This window comes from Brevibacillus sp. AG162 (assembly GCF_006715575.1).
Classification (GTDB): Bacteria; Bacillota; Bacilli; order Brevibacillales; family Brevibacillaceae; genus Brevibacillus; species Brevibacillus brevis.
Map to the genome: position 1 here is coordinate 271,733 of NZ_VFNO01000006.1, position 17,633 is coordinate 289,365.

A 17,633-nucleotide genomic window follows, 5' to 3' on the forward strand; every position below is an offset into this window, starting at 1 on the left:
AGATTCACTCCTTCTTTTCTTCGTTCACGTAGCTTGTAACAATCACGCCGCCCATGTTGTCACCCGAAATCTCATAGTTGCTCGAAATCGGTACTTTGATCGTCATCTCTTCGTCGACAGGGTAGTAGTTAATTTCATAGATCTTCCCATCGTTTGTCACGGAGATACTTCTTTTGTCTTTTAGGTAATCCAGGTATTCTTCCAGCGAAAAGTTATTTTGCTTCATGATCGCGCTATGCGGCAAGCCGACATATCGGAAGTGCCAAGGCTCGAATACCGTTCCTGTAATGGCTACCTTGTCCTTTGGGTAGCGCAAAATAAAACCGTATTTCCACGAATGATCTTCCAGCCACTTGCCTTCAGGGGCGTGCTCCATTTTCATTTGCGTCGATCCAATATCCAGCGCGGAGCCTACATTATGTTCGCTGTAACCGCTCGGCATCGCGTACGCTGGCCCCATTTCTTCATACAGCTTCTCTTGTTCTTCCATGCCTCGATAACCGCTGTTCAGGATAAAGTGGCTCACGTTATCTTGCTGCGCAGCTTCGACCATCTCCAAAAATACTTTGGCTACACGCTCTGACACTTCGATTCTGTGATCGAGCAAACGATAGCCTTGTACCAGCTCTTCATGCTCAGACAGCCGAATCACATCGTTTTTTACCCCTGCCTCATGAACCGGATAGTCTTTATTGACCAAGAGAAGGTCTCCCTGATAAATTTGATCTTTTGCTAGTTGTATCGATTGGTACTCCACACCGGTAGCCTCATCCACTGTTTCCATATGTCCCTCAACATTAGGTGGTCGATCTGCTATTTTTTGAAAAACGATATATCCAAACAGCAATAAAATGACAAGCCAAAAAACCCTCTTTTTCATTCGCAGCTTCCTCCTTCACTTACACATGTAGGATAGGGAAAACTGTTAAAATAAAAAGTAGGGTAAATATAAAATAATTTTAAAGATGTCCGCTCATTTTTATAAAGTTGCTTAGCTGGATAGAGAGGAGGTCAGAAGCATAGCATGAACAAAACAGACCGTCTGTTGGCAATCGTTCTGGAGCTGCAGCGAAAAGGTACGTTGCGCGCAGAAGATTTGGCCGCGACCTTCGAGACGAGCGTCCGAACGATTTATCGTGATATGCAGGCATTGAGCGAAGCAGGCGTCCCCATCGTTGGGGCACCGGGTCAGGGCTATTCGTTAATGGAAGGGTATTTTCTGCCGCCCGTCAGCTTTTCGGTAGAAGAAGCCGTTGCACTCTTGATCGGAGCAGACTTGGTCGAGCAAGCATTTGACCAAAACTTTGGCAATAGCGCAAGAGCCGTACAGCGCAAAGTAGAAGCGATCCTGTCTGCGGATGTAGGCGAACAAGCGAGACGTATTCGTTCAACCTTTCGCCTCATAAGCCCCAGAGCAAACAATCTCCGCGAACAGGAAAAAGCGCATGCGCAACTCCTCCACGATGCGATCATCAACGAGCGAAAGGTGCGGTTCCGCTATCGGAGGGGCACGCCTGGGGAGGGTGACGATCGTGAAACAGTGCGTGACGTTGCTCCATATGGTCTGGTGCTGGTTCGTGGCTCCTGGATACTACTCGCTCATTGCGATCTGCGACAGGATATTCGTCGATTCCGCCTGTCGCGCATGAGCGGACTGATCGTATTGGAAGACCGCTTTATCCTCCCTGACCATTTCAATTTTGATGATTACAAGCCTCTCGACGATCGGTCTCTGGAAGTGCAGATCGTCATCAGTGCAGCTATCGCTGATCGGGTAAAAGAATCAGGCAATTTTTTTATCGAAGAGATTACGGAGCATCCGGACGGCTTTCTCGTCAGATTGCGCGTCAGACAAATTGAAGAAATATTATCTTGGGTACTTGGGCTGGGGGCAGATGCGGTTGTTCTTTCGCCTGAATCCTTGCGTAGCCGAATACGCGAAGAAGCAAAAAAATTATTCGAACGCTACTGACATACTGCTGTCAGTAGCGTTTTCATATGATAAAAGCAAGAAAACCAAGAGGAGCTGATTCGCCCATGAATACAAAAGAAATCGTAAACAAATTTGAAGACGTGACAAACCACTACCTGCAAGAATTAGAAGGCTTCACTATGGAACAACTCTTGCAAAAACCAAGTGAAGAGGAATGGTCGATCGGTCAAATGTACCTTCACTTGATCCAATCTGCCCGGTATTTTCAAATAGGAAGTATCGAGAAGTGTAGACAAGGAGGCCCTGCTGTCACAGAAGCAGGTGCCGAAAAATCCGAGATCGGGCAGGCGATATTTGCTCAAGGCTCCTTGCCTCCCGTTCGCGTGAAAGTCCCTGCCTCCCCGGCGTACACACCTGCACAACCGGAGAACAAGGAACAATTGCGTGATGGACTCATCAGCGTGCTCGCACAAATGAAAGAGCTGGAACCGACTTTGGACGAAATTCCTGCGCATCACACGGTGGCTCACCCAGCCTTCGGTCCGCTGACGGCCAAGGAATGGTTCGCCGTCGTAGAAATGCACTATCGCCATCACCTGCTCCAGCTTAACCGACTGAAGGGTTAGTTTTTTTCTCCAAACATCCCCGCAAGCTTTTGATAGGTCGGCGGAAACTCTGCCTGATAGCGCAAGAAGGACGGGATCGGGTAGCGGATTCCGCCTTTTTGCGTTCCTATCAATCCCTCCACCAGCTCAGCAGCATCGCGAAAATGAAAGCTGAAGGCCATCTCATGATCCTGTGTCTGGGCAAACAATCTGTCGCCATAACACGGTACGATTACTTGCGGTTCTCCCGTCTGAATCGGCTTGATTGCAATGTCTGCGCAATCGGCCCGACTGGAAAAGGTGGAAGGAATCGATCCACCGCGCTTGTACAGCATCCCCGCCACCAATCGCATGACCTGTGCCGCATTGCCATAAATCACGACGACATCCGGCTCGATCTCCGCCCGCTCCAGCGGAAACGATACGTAGTACCCGCTTTCTTCTGCTGAAAATTTCGGGACATCCAGCTCGCTTTTCGCCCCATTTTCCAATGAATCTGTATACATCCCACAGGCAAGATGACCCTCTGTATAAAACGCAGGCTGCTCTTCATAGCCAAAAGCCACCTGCGCGATTGGACAGGACAGATCGGCTCCATTCATCGCGATACTCCAGCCATAACGCCGTGAAAAACCGACAGCTTGGCAAATGGTAATCGGATAACCGAGATCACGGACAGGTCGCTTTGCCTTTGACGGCAGAGCGGCTTCTTCTTTTTGGATGCTAATTCCTACGGGAAAAGTCTCTGTCCTCACATACATTTGAAGTGCTTGGTTCAGCTCGATGGCGTTCATTCCATTTGCCCCCTCGTTTTTCATATACACTGCTCATACTCCGAATTTTTCGTCTTTTTTACCCAAAGTCCTGTCACTCCCTACATTTTTCTCAAAGCTTACAACATCGTAAGGTAATGGAAAGGTTATTCGATAGGGAGTCGAAACAATCCCTGTTAGGATAAGAAAAGATTACACGTATTACTTGGGATGGCTGGAGGGTTCACAATGAAAAAGTTCGCATGGCTGGGCACGGCGCTTCTCGTCCTTTTGTTAATGGGATGCTCCTCCAGTTCACCAGATGCAGTGCTAGGGCTCGGAAAAGAAGAAGCGGCGCAAATCGCTGCAGCCGCTGTTAGACAATATTATCAGGTGGATGTTGATACAACTGATCGGGAAGTCACGCTGGAGGACCCAACCAATTCGGTATACAGAGGAGTACCTGTTCACGCCATACTGAAACGTGAACCTGTGAGTGGCGATGTCCATGGCTTTCACGCCATCATCGAACCGAAGTCAAAGCAAATCCTTTCCCTGTCGATTGACGTTATTGGAATAAACGGAGAAATGGCAACAAAAACGATGACAGAAGCTGCTTTGGAAAAGACGGCATCTGATTTCATCCGCTCGAAAAACCTGCTTGCGACGAACGACTTCCAATTGGTGAAAGCTTCTGACGCTCATTCCAATGACGCCAAGCGTTACTTTTATTACACAGATGGCCTAAATGACGTGGCAATCGGAGTGGACCCAGGCCTGCAACAGGTCGTTACGTTTACGTATGATTGACGCACCCTATCCCTTACCATTTTCAGTGGGTTCTCCGTTGCGAAAGCACTCGCTTTTGCAACGGAGAACCCATTGCTGTTAGTTTCCGCTGTATTTATCCTCAATTTCTTCTCTCATTTCCTGATAGGTCTCGGTTGTGAGACTCACCAAATAATTGGTAAGCTCCTCCTTGGACTGTGTAGCCAACGCTTCTCTTTCTTGCCTTTTCCCAGTAAGGTACTCCCTCGCTTCATTGCCAATCTTGCCGCTCACAGACAAATGCTCGATCGCCATTCCGATGTTCAGGCTCTCCCGCCAGTTTTTCTCGTACCAGTCCCGGTCGTAAGCATCCACCCATTTTTTGCGGTCGATCAGCACAGCGTCAGCTTCTGTCAAAGCATCCCGTTTCCACTGCTCCCACTTCTGGGCAATTTCTTTCGCACGTTCCAGCTCTTGCTTGAACTGCTCGCGGTTCGTCACATTTGCATACAGCCCTTCTGACGCGTGGGCAATCTCCTTTAGTTGCTTCTGCCCTTCTGCATTTACGTCAAAGCCGATGACGTTCAACAACGGCATAATTTTGGACTGAGACAATTCCTTGGCTACTGCAACTGGATTGCCATCGCACGTCTCGATACCGTCACTGACCAGGTAGATGACATTCGTATTTTTATCCGCTTCGAATCCCGCCAAATCCTCCTGAGCGAGACGCAAGGAGTGCGCAATGGATGTCCAGCCCGTCGGCTCAAACATGTCAAGTGCTTGCTCAAGACCTTTCGCATCGTAGGCTTGCAATGGATAGACCATCTCACTGCTTCCACAGGAGAGCTGTTTATGCTCATCTGCATTGCTGCCCTTATGTCCATATACGCGCAGCGAGATTCTCGCCTCTTCAGGCAGTGCTTCCGCGAATTCCTTGATCGCTTCCTTGGCAAGCTGCATTTTCGTTTTGTCCCCAATTTTCCCGGCCATGCTTCCGCTTGCATCCAGGATGATTTCTACGTTGAAATTTTCCCGAAACTGAAAGCGGGCGTCCTCGATGTCCGGACTGCCATACGAAGCCATTCTCCAACGGTCCACAACCATTTGGGGACTGAGGTAATCCTCGGCAAACAGGGTGAGCAGTTGATTCCAGTACAAATCCAAGTAAGCATCATTCATCCCGTCGACTAGAGTAGGCATTTTATCCAGAACCTGTATGATTTCTGCTCGATGTGGATAAGCTGCGTGGAAAAATTGTGTGCCAGCAAGCGGTCCGGGCTGGGAAGCAATCAATTCCTGTGTTGTCTGCGGCCATTGATTTTGCCCGATCCCCGTACCTGCTCCTATTGCGCCCAGTGAACAGCCGGTAAGCAGCAGCGTGATCAGAATGCTGTTGATTAAGAGCGACATCCGCATTTTGTTGTTACGCATTCGGTCATATCCTCCTTGCCTAGTTGCCCTGTTGATCAGATCGCCGCGTTTTTCTTTCGGATGAACGCCAGATGGTTTCTTTTAATAAAAGGCATACCGATGGCGAGGATAAGCAGCTGCAACGGGAACTCTTCTCGATAAAATGCGCCGATGATCGTAGCCGGTACGATCAGGGCGTAAAAGTAAATCATCATGTAGCGCCAAAAGCGCTGCCAGTTTCGCTCCTGTCTGGACATGGCCTACACCTTCCTCCTCATACACTTGATCATCACCGACTCATTTCTTTTCGGCGCAAATGGTCCATGCCAGCCTGTTCAATATAAGGAAGGGCAAACATAAAAAAGAGCAGTGCATACGGGAGCTTTTCCCCCAACGCCATGAACAGACAGGACAGCGGCAGGAAAACGCCATAGATGATCACCGTCATTACATTCCAGAACCGCTGCATTTTCTGAATTTTTCTCATCATGCCATTTCCTCCATTGTTCGCCATGCCTACAAAGGAATATGCAGATTCACCCATCCGCTTACTTCGTCAATAAAACCGATCCGTCTGCTTTCCCCTGTCTGGTAGATTTGCTCGGAATAGGCAGGAATGAAGTCAAAGCCCATCGATTCCGATTCGTACTTTACAGAAGTTGTTACTTCAATCCGATTGTCACTGTTGAACAAATGGACGGACGAACCGCTGAGCGTTGCATGGTTATCCGATAGCACTTTGGCAACCACTCCAGGAATTTTTGCTGTTGCCGTTTGCAAGCCAGCGTAGACATAAGTCTGCAACTCAACATCGCCTGGCAATGCGCTGCTCAATACCGAGTCAATCGCACCGTATTCAATCTCGCTATGAGACCAATCGGGGTGCGCTGCTCTCAGCTGGCTCCTAGCAATTCCTAGTCTGGGACCGAGGTAATTTTGGTCATAATACCGTTTGGGTGACAAATCATATATTTTAATAGCCGTTTCCATCTCATCATATATATCCTTCACCGCCGCAATACTCGCCTGCTGCGCACTGTTCGACGCCTGCTCCTTGTCTACAAAAATGGTCGAAAAGTTGAAAAGCGCAACAAACACCAGCATGAACATAAACCAGTAAATCGTCAGGGTGAAGATCGTCATATTTCCACGTTCATTTTGCAAGTGACGCAGTATACGTACCATTAGTTCATCACCCTGCTCGTCATTTCCCGATCAAAGGAGATATATCGGTCTTCCTCTTTGATATAGAGCCAGTCAGGAAGAAACCCCAGCTCCATCTGGACGCCGACTTTGGCGGTAAAATATCCGTCGACTCCCCCTGAGATATCCGCCCCTTTAAAGGAAATGTAGCCTCCTGCCGCATTCACCACGTTTTTGGCAGCTTGCGTGGCTTCTCCCGAATTCCCCGTTATGGCATACACCTTCGCCGCCTCATTGGCTGCCGACTGCGAGATGATTACGCCGTAGACACCCACAAGAAACTGCCAGCAAATCAGCATGATCAGAAAGACGAACGGCAGTATGGCGATAAACTCCACGGTGACGGAGCCCTTTTCATTTGTAACAATCCTCTTCAGGCGCATTCTTCGCTCATCTCCTTTCGCGCTTATTTGCAAGCTACCTCTCATCAAGCAGCAATCCTCCCGACACAGCAGCTTCTGCTCCTGCCGCTTCTTCTTTCCACTTATTCACGTACATCATGAACATGACCGCGAAAAACGGAAGAACAATCACGTTGAGCAAAAGCTCGATAAACATAACCGCTCCGAAGGTCGAGGTGATGGACGTGACGAGGAACAGACCCGCCAAACTGATTAGCCATTCCACCAAGCTCACTAGCAACAGCAAGCCAAAGATTTGCAAGAAATGCTTTTTCCCCATTTCCAGGGCACCTCGCCAGCAACGCCAAGCTGATTGTTTTTTCAGCACCACAAAAAACGGCGTCAAATAAAACAAAACCAGAATGATCAAACCGGGTATCATGAATAGCATCATTCCTGCGGATACAAGAAAGCTAAACACGATCCCGAAAACGAACACGGAAAAGCTGTGTTCGAAAAAAGCCCGAAATGCCTTTCGAACCGGGCGCTCGTCGCCGTCCAAATCGCTTTGCACATATTGGGCAAAAGGGATCTGGAGGATCAGCAAAAACAGAAGAAGTAAAAATAGGTTGAAAAAGCTTGCTACAAATTTTGCGCCCGTGATGGCGGCGAGCAGGTTAAGGAAGTTAAGCGTAAAGTTGTGTACAAGAAAAAACGGCACAACGAGCACTGCAGACAAGAGCAGCAGGGACTCGATGTTTCGCGCGTAAAACCGAATGCTTTCTTTGATTGGATGCATATGCTCTCACCTTTCCTGCTAAGGGTTTCTCAGTTTATCCATCAGCCCGTTTTCCAAGATGGTCTTATTTAGACTCTCGTGGGCTTCCCGCAACTGTTCAACCGAATGGAAAGATTCATGTTTCCCTATCGTATGAGTCTCAAAGCTTTTCACAGATTCATCCGCAATATTTCGCAACGTTTTGTCTTTGTATGCCAAGAGCAAGTCGTGCAGCTTTTTTCGTTTCTGCTCCTGCACCCGATCCAGTTCTACTCGATTAGGCTGGAAAAACTGATACAGTCGGTCCACTGAGTCCTTGATCAACACCTGCTTGCGGATGCGATCATACAAAATGTAGTCGGATTCAAATAAAACATCGCGCAACGCCGTTTCTTCTCCCTCGATCACGTAGTTGCGCGCAAAGAACTGATTGAGCAGATCCATCCCACGAGCATGAATGGCACGCAGTTGATCCCTGCTTTTGATCATGGTTTCGCAAACGTCGATCAGCTTCTCCACATCTTGCCGTATCACAGCATCCATCTTATCGTGGTAGCTGGGCAGCAGCGCTTTGAGATGCTCGTATTTTTGCTGGTACATCTCGATCGGCTTTTCTTTATCAATGGCTAGATTGTTCTTAATCTTGCGCCCCGCATGTGCATGCACCAAAAACAATTTCACCACTGGCTCTGCTTCATTGCGACGAACTACTTCACCATCCGGTCGCAGCACCAAGTACCCGACAGCGTCTTTTTTCCCCCATTTCCAGTACGCTACATGATAGTAATATTCTCCGTTTACGTAGGCTGGGTAATTGTACAGCTCCGTTCTCTCCAAAAAACGCTTATGCCGCTCGATTTGAGCCTGTACCTGTGGTGTATTCACGACTTTCATAGCAAAGGACCTCCGTTACGCAAATAAGGATTTCACCCAGCCAACAGCTTTTCCGACCCCATCTCGGATTCCACGAGTAATTGCTCCGCCGGCTAGCTTGTCAGCGTACTTCACGAGTTTGCTCAAGCCCCACAAAACCGCACCGGTGACAACAAGCACACCACCTACGGCCTGCCCGCCTGGTATGACAGAAGCAATGACCCCTGCATCCATCAGTACACTGCCGAAATTACCGACGCCATCCACAAATTTCTCATTTTGTGTGGCTTCACTCTGGCTCGGATCAAATGCCATGCCAAAGCTTCCAAATGTATCGATAACATCAAACGGAAGGCTGATGGCTGCTACGCCAACATTCAAACCTTTCACGATCCCCGGCATTCTAACGCCGGATGGATTTGCCGAATTGGTCAGCTGACCGCCTTGGAAAATATCCCGGAAGCTGTTATTCGGCAATTGCGCCAACACAAACTGATAGTTGGCCCATGCGTTCATCCCGTCGAGTGTATCGACACCCATGCCTGTTACAGTACCTGCATACGGCGTATTCTTGAAGGCTAAATCAAGGCCTTTTATTGCCAGGTCTCCCATTAACATGCCTTTGCCCCGAAGTCCCGTCGCCATATCTACTTCGCCGTTCATAAGCAAATCAGCGCTGTATGCCAGCGTACCGCCCATTACGTCTTTGAACGTCCATTTGATTGCACCGTATTCCAGCGTCTCCGTCATCGGTTTCGAACCGTCAGAGTTTGCGCCAGGTGGCTGCATTTCTATATTCGTTGTCGGGGCGGTTGCATTTGGCGCTTGCGGGTTCGGTTGATTGACATTCGGCGCTTGCAGGTCCGGTTGATTGACGTTTGGAGCCTGCAGATTTGGCTGCTGCCAGTTCGGCGCCTGCGTGTTCGGTGCCTGCAGATTCGGCTGCTCCCAGTTCGGGGCCTGCACATTCGGCTGTTCCCAATTTGGCGCCTGCATGTTCGGCTGTTCCCAGTTTGGCGCCTGTATGTTCGGTTGCTGCCAATTTGGCGCATTGTAATCCGGCGCTTGCAGGTTAACAGATGATGCCAGAGCCGCAAGTGGAAGCAGATTCATCAAAAGAATCAGAAAAGCAAAGGTAGCCGCTGCAATTGGGCCTCTAATCCATTTCCTCACTTCACAAACCTCCTTTTGGAGATTTCGACTTTAGTTCGTTTTCGTATTCTGCGCAAACTTCTGGTTGATCGCATTCACGGTTTCCTTATAGGACTTATCGTTCAAGGAATCCAGAAAGTCCTCCAATTCGTCCGCCTTTTTCTTGGCCATATCCTTCTGTTCGTCCTTCATGGTTCGGAGACGATTGGCGAGTTCATCCGGAATCATGTCATCCGCACCCATGGTCGTAATGGCAGAATTCATATTGTAGCTTTCATCGCCAGCAATGATTCTCCAGTCTGCTGCGAACGAACTGATGTCTGTCTTACGTGATATGCGCGTGTCAAAAGCCTGATAGGACGCATCTGCTTTCCACTTTTTCCATTTGTCTGCAATCTCTTTCCCACGATTGAATTCTTCCTGTAGTTCTTTTTGATCCTGAATCAGTACGTAGCGACCTCCTGCTGCCTTGGCCACTTCTTTTAGCTGTTGCTGCCCTGGGCCGTCCACGCCAAAACCAATTACGTTAATAATCGGTGTAATCGCTGATTGGGAAAGTTGTTTTGCTGCTTCGGCGGGGTTTCCGCCGCATGTTTCGATTCCGTCGCTAACCAGGTAAATCATATTGGTGTTTTTGTCCCCTGAAAATTTGCTCAAATCCTTCATTGCTTCCTGCAAGGAGTAGGCAATCGGGGTATATCCCGCAGGCTGAAACTGATTCAAGGAACTCCGCAGTTTTTCTTTGTTGTAAGGCTGCATTCCGTATACCAAATCACTGCTGCCGCAGGAGAGCGCTTTATCCGACTCTTTCCCGCTGCCCTTATGTCCGTATACGCGCAGAGCCACATTGGCCTGTGGCGGCAATGATTCAGCAAAGGCTTTGATAGCATCTTTGGCAGCATCCATCCTTGTCTTGCCGTTCGCCATTGCACCCATGCTGCCACTTGCGTCAAGAATAATCTCCACATTGTAGTTTTCCTTGTACTGGTAGCGAGGATCTTCGATTTCCGGACTTCCGAAATAATCCATCTTCATGTCATCAATAATTTGTTGCGGATCGGGATAGCTCTCCGCGAACAAACCTAAGAGGGCAAGGTAATACAGATTCGTGATTTCTTCGTCTGGATTTTCAATATAAGGCAATTTCTTTAATTCCGTTTCTATCTCTTCCTTGTTGTCGTCATACGACTTCCCCGCAAAAAGCCCAGGAGGAGTGTTCAAAAAATCCTCTGTTGTTTCCCGTTTTAGCAGGGGGCCAGCCTTTACCATTGCCTCCAACGCTTTTATTTTTTCTTCTCTGCTCATCTCGGTGTTCGTTTCACCAGTGTTGTCTGGAGGCTGTTGTGTTTCTGTGCCTGATGGAACAGAGGGTGGCTGCCCATCCGTGGTCTGTGGAGTTTCCGGTTGATTTCCTGCCTCTTGTGAACACGCCGTTAGCAGGCTAATAAGGAGGACGGCCGCAATAAATCCCTTCACAAGTCTCATCGACTGCTACCTCCTGCTTCTTACAGATTTACTATGTATGAGTGGAGGTGAAGGAAAGCCCTTCACCGCCAACTTTTCCAATGTTTGTAACCAAACAGCATTCACTCAGATTACTTCCCATCCAAGTCTCCGATGATATTGCCAAGCGTTTCACCAATTGATTTTCCTACACCGTCAGGATTACCTTTGAAGTAAGTGATTACTGCTCCAAACACGGCGATCACCACACCTGCCAGCGCGATCCATTCAATGGCTTGAGCACCTTTCTGATTATGCAGAGCTCCTTGGACTTTTACATACAGTTTTTGCATCATGGTTTTCATAAAAAATCTTCTCCCCTCATGGTTAAAATGAATTTGATAAGGCACATTGTTCACATTACTCATCCCATCTTTGTGACGGGCATCACCTCCCATAAAGTCAAAACATACATTATGGCATGATGCCAGAGAACAAATCGAGGTTCTCTAAAATATTCAATACCATCAAACCGCCAATCAGGATAATCGCTGTAGGAGTCACGACAAACGTGGTGATCAGGGTTACTTTCGGCGACGCCTTGGCCGCCTTTTCCTTGATCAGCTCTTTCCGGATTCTTCGCATGTTTTCGGCTTGTGCCTTGAACGTGACGGCAATCGGTACTCCCAGGCGCATCCCCTGAATGAGCGCTTTGATCAGCATTTGAAACTCCGGATTATCGTTGCGTCGAAGCAGTTGTTCATACGCCTTTTCCCTCTGTACACCCAGATCCAGCTCTTGATTGAAACGGGAAAACTCTTCCCGAATCGGTCCGTCAAAAAACTTGATGACTTCGCGCAATGCCTGATCGAGACTTACCCCCGCTTGCAGGGTGACGCTTACGGTGTCGAGAAATTCCGGCAGGTCATAACGAAGCTGATTTTGACGATCCCGGGCTTTGTTCTTCAGCAGAAGGATGGGCAGAAAGTATCCAACCAACGGCCATGCGATCAGGCCCAGATGCGACAAGGGAAAGCCAAGAATGAAAAACAGCGTGCCGGCAATGATACCGAGCAAAGCCATAAATATTTTGACTCCTTGAAATTGGGCAACTGTCAAATCTAACGGGCGTCCAGCCTTCAGGAGCCAGTCCTCAACCTCATGTGACTCACTAAAAAAGTTGATGCGCTGACCCATGACCGCATAGTCGTCTCCATACCGAAGCAGGCGTTTGACCAGGCGTTCGGATGAAGTTTCCTTCTTGCGCACTCCGTAGTTTTTGTGTCCGGTCACCTCATGGACATGTGTGAGCAGTTTTTGCTTCTCGATGGAGTAGCGATACCACTCCTTCAGACAGATGGCGAACAGCAAGAGAAACAAGAACACGCATGTAATTATGAGAGCATCCATGTTTTCACACCTTTATGTTGGTCACTTTCTTTACGAGGATATAGGACAGGAGAGTTCCGATTACGAACAACCCCAGAAGAAAAAGACCAAATCCGGAAAACAACGGATCAATGAAGCCTTCGTTCATCATGTTCATCATCAGTACCAGGGCAATAGGCATAATCGGCACCAAAATGGAGACGTATCGCTGTTCTGCCGTCATGGTCTTGATCTCCTGATTCACAATGCGGCGATCCTCCAATGTCTCCGCCATTTCCTGCAGCACTTGGCTCAAATTCCCCCCTGCGCGCCGTTGAATCAACAGCGTAGCAGTAAAGATACGGAAATCCCGCGTCGGTATCCGTTTTTCCATGTCAGAGAGCGCCCGGTCAAAGCTAACACCAAGCTGCAGCTCGCGCGCCATACGGCTGAACTCTTCGCCAGCAGGGTAATTCATCTCTTTCGCAACAAGCGTGATCCCCTGCGAGAGCGTAAGGCCTGCCCGCAGTGAGTTTGCCAAAAGGCGGCACACCTCGGACAGCTGTTCATTCAACCGCTCCTGGTACTTATTTCGTCTTACAAAGAACAACACGTTCTGTATGAGATACATCACCGCTGCACCAATAATGATGTTGTAAGGAAAGGGAATATTCACCACATTACTGAGTAAGAAAGCGAGTCCCATCGTCCCTACAATCAAAATTCCGTAAAACTCGGAGGGCGCCAGAGGGAAATTCGCTTTGATCAGCTTTTTTTGTATTTCTTTGGCATAAAGCGTCTGGTCGAATTTGTCCCCCCAGACGATGACGACGCTTTTTCGTTTGCCCTTCACCTCAAACCATTCTTCTGCTTTCTTTTTCCATTCGGTCTTCTTGGCCCGGTAACCGAGATATTCATAGAGGCCCCAGATACCAAACAACACCGCAAGACTAAACAGAATAGGCATGGTCACGCTGCTTCCCTCCTTCCGCCCTGAACATGGATTCGTCGAGATTGATTCCAAATACTTGGAGCCTCTCCAAGCACCGCGGGATCACTCCGGTTGCCGTAAAGTAGCCAAGCACTTCTCCTTTTGCGCCGATTCCCTTTCGCTGGAAACGAAAAATCTCGTTGACCTCTACCCGTTTGTCTTCGGTTTTCACCACTTCTGAAATGGAAACGATTTTCCGCGTTCCGTCAGACAGACGTGTGACCTGGACGATGATATCCAGTGCGCTGACAATATATTCACGGACGATCGTGGAGGGCAAATCCATCCCAGCCATGACGACCATCCCTTCCAAACGGTTGAAGGCATCCTGCGGTGAATTGGCGTGTACCGTGGTGAGCGATCCTTCATGTCCCGTATTCATTGCCTGCAGCATGTCAAATGCTTCCGCACCCCGTACCTCCCCGACGATGATTCGGTCTGGCCTCATCCGCAGGGAGTTTCGCACGAGCTGGCGAATGGTGACTTCTCCTGTTCCCTCCATATTGGGTGGGCGTGCCTCCATGCCAATACAGTTGGGGTGAGTCAGCTTCAGCTCGGCCGAATCCTCAATCGTGATGACACGTTCATAGTGAGGAATGGCTTTTGCTGTCGCATTGAGCAACGTCGTCTTACCGCTCCCCGTACCGCCTGAGATCAGGACGTTCATTTTGGCTTCCACTACGGCTTGAATAAACTGGGACATCGGTTCGCTGAAGGAACCGAACTGCATCAGGTCATCCATTAAATACGGCTCTTTGCGGAATTTACGAATCGAAACGAGTGTCCCATTCAGACTGATCGGAGGGATGACCGCATTCACGCGGCTTCCGTCCTTCAATCGGGCGTCGACCATCGGTGAGCTTTCGTCGATTCGGCGGCCGAGCGGTGCGACAATCCTGTCTACAATATGCCGCAAATGTTCCTCATCGCGAAATTTCAAATCGGTCAACTCGAGCCTTCCCCGCTTCTCAACGTAAACAAGGCTGTGCCCATTAATCGAGATTTCCGTGATTTCCGGGTCTGCGAGCAGCGGTTCGAGCGGCCCAAGCCCCACTGATTCATTGATCAGACGAGTCAGCAGTATGTCCTTTTCATTTCGTGGAATGACTACTTTCTCTTCCGACATGTATTGGGATACGAGACGTTCGATCGCGAGACGCATCTCATCTGAACGTAGACTAGTCAGTCTCTCCAGGTTGGTCTCACGTAAGAGTCGGGTCTTGTAATGCTCAGCCAGTTCGTCAATATACGGATTGAAGGAAGGAGCTGCTAGTGTGGCAGCGAGTGTCGTCTGCTTTGCCTCATCCCCTGGCGCTGTCTGCTCTTGCTTGCGTCGGAATAAAGCCATCTAACTCCCACCTTTATGACAGTTTCTTGAGTACCCATTTTCTGATGTCTTTCGCAGCCGGAGAGAGCTTCTTCTCATTCGGTTCTTTTTGCAATGGTCGGCCTTGATTGACGGCCGCTTGCACTCCTTGATGATCTCTGCTGATTTCAGCAGTAATCGGAGCGTTGAATAACCCTTTCAAATCCGATACGTTCAGTTCGTTATCCCGTCCCACCTGGTTGACGATCACTTCGAGCCTGCCTGCCGTATCAATCCGAAGACGTCTGAACAAGTCTTCCACGAGTCGGTAAATTTGAACGGACGGTGTGTCAAGATTCATCACGTAGTAAATCATGTCCGACTCTGACAAAGCGGCAAAGGTTAGCTCATTCATATGCGTTGGCAGGTCGAGAATGACAAAGTCATAACTGCGACGACTGGCGCGGATCAGCCTGGTGACGAAGGCTTCGGACATATTCTCGGCTGTCTCGGCATCCCGCGGACTGACCAGCACCTCCAGCTTGGAATAGTTCTCCCTCTGCGCCACGTTGCGAATATGAAATTCGTTGATTTCGTCCATAACGGGCATCAGATCGCCCAATGTACGGTTGTTTTCAAACGACAAGAAGGTTTCTACACCGCCGTATTGGAGATTGAGGTCGATGAGCAGCACACTTGCCGTAGATTCCAGCTTCAATGCTTGCGCAAAGCCAGTTGCCAGCTGTGTTCGCCCGCTTCCCCCTTTTCCGCTGTAAAAGGAGTACACCTTCCCTCGTCCTCGCACAAAAGCCTTGCCGCATACATCCGCACCCTTTTTTCTCTGTTTGATTAGGGATAGATCGGATATTTTGTCGAGACGATCAGACAAAAGATTCAGCTCATCAGGCATGACGATGTATTCAACCGCACCCGCACGGACGACATCTCGCAGCAAGACAAAATCCTGTCTTTCCGTGAGATAAATGACAATGCCCTCCGGCAGCTCGCCTTGTATATACTGCACCAGCTCTACTCCTGCTCCGTCTTCCGGCTGCACGAGCAAAACGACATCGGGTCCAATACGGTCAATTTCTTTTTTCACTTCGATAGAAGTCGTGTATCGTACTTGCTCGTAAGCGGACAGAATTTCCCTCAGCATGTCTTTTACAGAGTCGTAATCCGCAACGACGAGAATTTTCATATCTTTGTTCATGACTTACCCTCCGGTTTTCGGTGGTTGATTAGTTGGCTGCGGTGGTACCGAAGTTGGTTTGCTTTGTGGCTGAACCGGAGCCGCTGGTGGTTTCTGGACGGCGGCGGGCAGTCCGGCAGGCTGTGCCGCAGGTGGCGTTACTGCTGGTGTCCCAGGCTTGGCGTCAGCTGGTTTGCCAGGCGTTTTCGTCTGTTCCGGCGTAGGCTCCACAAACGGATCAGGAATGCCCAAGTCTCCTTTGCCCACATTCGCTTTCAAAATGCGAACCATCTGGGCGTAATGCTGCTGGTGAATGAATTTCGGCGCTTCCTCAAACGGCAGTTCCAAAGCCACGCCCTTGAAGCTGTTCTCCGATTTCGCTACCATGGCGACCGGCACGTCTTTCATGAACACTTCCGTTACGGGCTTTCCACTCACCTCATGCGAGATGATGATGTCGACCCGGTCTAGCGCTTCCAACTCCTGGTCGAAGACGATATTATTCGATGAAAATACCGTCACGAGCCTGTTGTTCTCATCCCGAACAACGTTCGCTGGCTTCATGATGTTTTTCGTAATGATATCCCCCTTCGACAAAGGGACAATCGTGACTTGATTTTTCAAACTGGCTTTATCGATCACATACGAATCATCCGCGTACTTTTTCGGGATTTCCCTTACCGTCAATTGGTCGGGTTGAATCAGTGCCCGAGATGGAATGTCTGCATTTGCCTCGTAAATTTCCACCATCTCGCCAAGCTGCGCGTTCAGATCCTTGATTTTTTGCAAAAACAGAAAGCCCGCCAGAGCAGCAAGTAGGAACGATAATACAAGGAAGATGATTGCTCTACGTTTTGATTCCAACATCTGAAGATTCCCTCTCTTTTTTGAAAAATCCATTCATGTGTCATACTTTGTCGTTTTATTACCAAGATTGCGAATCGACATCCTTATGAGAAAAAGACTAGTAATACATGACCATGACCAGCATCAGACTGGTTCCGCCAGCGATAAATGGCGCCAGTGGTATCTCTCGGCCAACCTTCATTCTGCCCGTCATCTTGGATATGACCCACATAGGAAGTACACTGACTCCCGCGAGCAAATACGTAAGCATGAGTACGACCAATCCCGCTTGCCATCCAACCGCCGCTCCCACCAGAGCCAGCAGCTTGATATCTCCTCCGCCCATCTGCCCTTTACTGATCACCGCCATAATCAGTGAGATTCCGCCCAGCATGATAGCTCCTATCGCATAGGTTAGCCATTTTTCCGGATGAAGGTACGCATGCACAAGGAGAAAATAAACGATTCCTGGAAGCGTCAGCCAGTCGTAAATGAGACGACTGCGTAGGTCGGTATACATAGCGACTGCCATTACGAAAAGAATGGGAATGATGACATACATGGATAACACCATATGTCCTCCTTCCTGCTTTTTAGGAAAAATTCACCATTACAGACGGAGGATTTTTGAAGATTGTTGCAAAAATACCCAATTTTTTTGGGGTATTT

Annotated in this window: 21 protein-coding genes; 3 read left to right on the forward strand and 18 right to left on the reverse strand. The window is 48.9% G+C overall.

Annotation, left to right across the window (positions count from 1 at the left end; all coding sequences use genetic code 11):
• Positions 1–4: 4 nt before the first annotated feature.
• Positions 5–880 (reverse strand): M15 family metallopeptidase, encoded by an 876-nt coding sequence (locus FB479_RS19825; RefSeq protein ID WP_142066454.1) that lies wholly within the window; start codon positions 878–880, stop codon positions 5–7.
• A gap of 144 nt (positions 881–1,024) precedes the next feature.
• Here FB479_RS19825 and FB479_RS19830 point away from each other — a divergent pair, with 144 nt between their 5' ends.
• Both FB479_RS19830 and FB479_RS19835 read left to right on the forward strand, forming a co-directional pair.
• Positions 1,025–1,972, forward strand: a complete 948-nt coding sequence (locus tag FB479_RS19830; RefSeq protein WP_106652463.1) for a helix-turn-helix transcriptional regulator — start codon at positions 1,025–1,027, stop codon at positions 1,970–1,972.
• A 65-nt stretch (positions 1,973–2,037) separates the two neighbouring features.
• Complete coding sequence (locus FB479_RS19835) at positions 2,038–2,559, forward strand: DinB family protein (protein ID WP_142066455.1); 522 nt, start codon at positions 2,038–2,040, stop codon at positions 2,557–2,559.
• On the opposite strand, the gene FB479_RS19840 is transcribed toward FB479_RS19835, so the two are convergent.
• A complete protein-coding gene (locus tag FB479_RS19840) occupies positions 2,556–3,332 on the reverse strand; it encodes a DUF169 domain-containing protein (protein ID WP_142066456.1) in 777 nt (258 codons plus the stop codon). The genes FB479_RS19835 and FB479_RS19840 overlap by 4 nt on opposite strands.
• A gap of 207 nt (positions 3,333–3,539) precedes the next feature.
• Between FB479_RS19840 and FB479_RS19845 the strand changes: the two genes are divergently transcribed.
• Positions 3,540–4,100, forward strand: a complete 561-nt coding sequence (locus tag FB479_RS19845; protein ID WP_142066457.1) for a hypothetical protein — start codon at positions 3,540–3,542, stop codon at positions 4,098–4,100.
• A gap of 78 nt (positions 4,101–4,178) precedes the next feature.
• On the opposite strand, the gene FB479_RS19850 is transcribed toward FB479_RS19845, so the two are convergent.
• The 16 genes from FB479_RS19850 to FB479_RS19925 form a co-directional block, all read right to left on the reverse strand.
• Positions 4,179–5,492 carry a VWA domain-containing protein gene (locus FB479_RS19850; protein ID WP_106652459.1) on the reverse strand — a complete coding sequence of 438 codons (1,314 nt, stop codon included), beginning with the start codon at positions 5,490–5,492 and terminating at the stop codon, positions 4,179–4,181.
• A 35-nt stretch (positions 5,493–5,527) separates the two neighbouring features.
• Positions 5,528–5,728, reverse strand: coding sequence for a hypothetical protein (locus FB479_RS19855; RefSeq protein ID WP_142066458.1), 201 nt, complete (start codon positions 5,726–5,728; stop codon positions 5,528–5,530).
• A 32-nt stretch (positions 5,729–5,760) separates the two neighbouring features.
• On the reverse strand, positions 5,761–5,961 hold the full coding sequence (locus tag FB479_RS19860) for a hypothetical protein (protein ID WP_255438466.1): 201 nt from the start codon (positions 5,959–5,961) through the stop codon (positions 5,761–5,763).
• 26 nt (positions 5,962–5,987) lie between these two features.
• A complete protein-coding gene (locus tag FB479_RS19865) occupies positions 5,988–6,656 on the reverse strand; it encodes a Tad domain-containing protein (protein WP_142066460.1) in 669 nt (222 codons plus the stop codon).
• A complete protein-coding gene (locus FB479_RS19870; RefSeq protein WP_232030593.1) occupies positions 6,656–7,102 on the reverse strand; it encodes a TadE/TadG family type IV pilus assembly protein in 447 nt (148 codons plus the stop codon). Before FB479_RS19870 ends, FB479_RS19865 begins: the two co-directional genes overlap by 1 nt.
• Positions 7,092–7,814, reverse strand: a complete 723-nt coding sequence (locus tag FB479_RS19875) for a hypothetical protein (protein ID WP_142066461.1) — start codon at positions 7,812–7,814, stop codon at positions 7,092–7,094. The genes FB479_RS19870 and FB479_RS19875 overlap by 11 nt, the downstream gene beginning before the upstream one ends.
• A gap of 18 nt (positions 7,815–7,832) precedes the next feature.
• Positions 7,833–8,687 carry a hypothetical protein gene (locus tag FB479_RS19880; RefSeq protein ID WP_106652454.1) on the reverse strand — a complete coding sequence of 285 codons (855 nt, stop codon included), beginning with the start codon at positions 8,685–8,687 and terminating at the stop codon, positions 7,833–7,835.
• A gap of 15 nt (positions 8,688–8,702) precedes the next feature.
• Positions 8,703–9,839: a hypothetical protein gene (locus FB479_RS19885; RefSeq protein WP_142066462.1), complete on the reverse strand. Its 1,137-nt coding sequence runs from the start codon at positions 9,837–9,839 to the stop codon at positions 8,703–8,705.
• A 30-nt stretch (positions 9,840–9,869) separates the two neighbouring features.
• The gene (locus FB479_RS19890; RefSeq protein ID WP_142066463.1) at positions 9,870–11,303 is read right to left on the reverse strand and encodes a vWA domain-containing protein; all 1,434 of its coding nucleotides are present in this window, start codon (positions 11,301–11,303) and stop codon (positions 9,870–9,872) included.
• Between the two features lie 110 nt (positions 11,304–11,413).
• On the reverse strand, positions 11,414–11,626 hold the full coding sequence (locus tag FB479_RS19895; protein ID WP_106652451.1) for a hypothetical protein: 213 nt from the start codon (positions 11,624–11,626) through the stop codon (positions 11,414–11,416).
• Between the two features lie 109 nt (positions 11,627–11,735).
• Positions 11,736–12,671: a type II secretion system F family protein gene (locus FB479_RS19900; RefSeq protein ID WP_047072374.1), complete on the reverse strand. Its 936-nt coding sequence runs from the start codon at positions 12,669–12,671 to the stop codon at positions 11,736–11,738.
• 4 nt (positions 12,672–12,675) lie between these two features.
• A complete protein-coding gene (locus FB479_RS19905) occupies positions 12,676–13,602 on the reverse strand; it encodes a type II secretion system F family protein (RefSeq protein ID WP_047072375.1) in 927 nt (308 codons plus the stop codon).
• Positions 13,580–14,968, reverse strand: coding sequence for a TadA family conjugal transfer-associated ATPase (locus tag FB479_RS19910; protein ID WP_106652449.1), 1,389 nt, complete (start codon positions 14,966–14,968; stop codon positions 13,580–13,582). Before FB479_RS19910 ends, FB479_RS19905 begins: the two co-directional genes overlap by 23 nt.
• A gap of 13 nt (positions 14,969–14,981) precedes the next feature.
• Entirely contained in the window at positions 14,982–16,139 is a 1,158-nt protein-coding gene (locus tag FB479_RS19915; RefSeq protein WP_142066464.1) for a CpaE/TadZ family protein, read from the reverse strand.
• A gap of 3 nt (positions 16,140–16,142) precedes the next feature.
• Positions 16,143–16,985, reverse strand: coding sequence for a CpaB family protein (locus tag FB479_RS19920; RefSeq protein WP_106652447.1), 843 nt, complete (start codon positions 16,983–16,985; stop codon positions 16,143–16,145).
• Positions 16,986–17,082: 97 nt separating this feature from the next.
• Positions 17,083–17,538 carry a prepilin peptidase gene (locus FB479_RS19925; protein ID WP_106652446.1) on the reverse strand — a complete coding sequence of 152 codons (456 nt, stop codon included), beginning with the start codon at positions 17,536–17,538 and terminating at the stop codon, positions 17,083–17,085.
• Positions 17,539–17,633 lie beyond the last annotated feature (95 nt).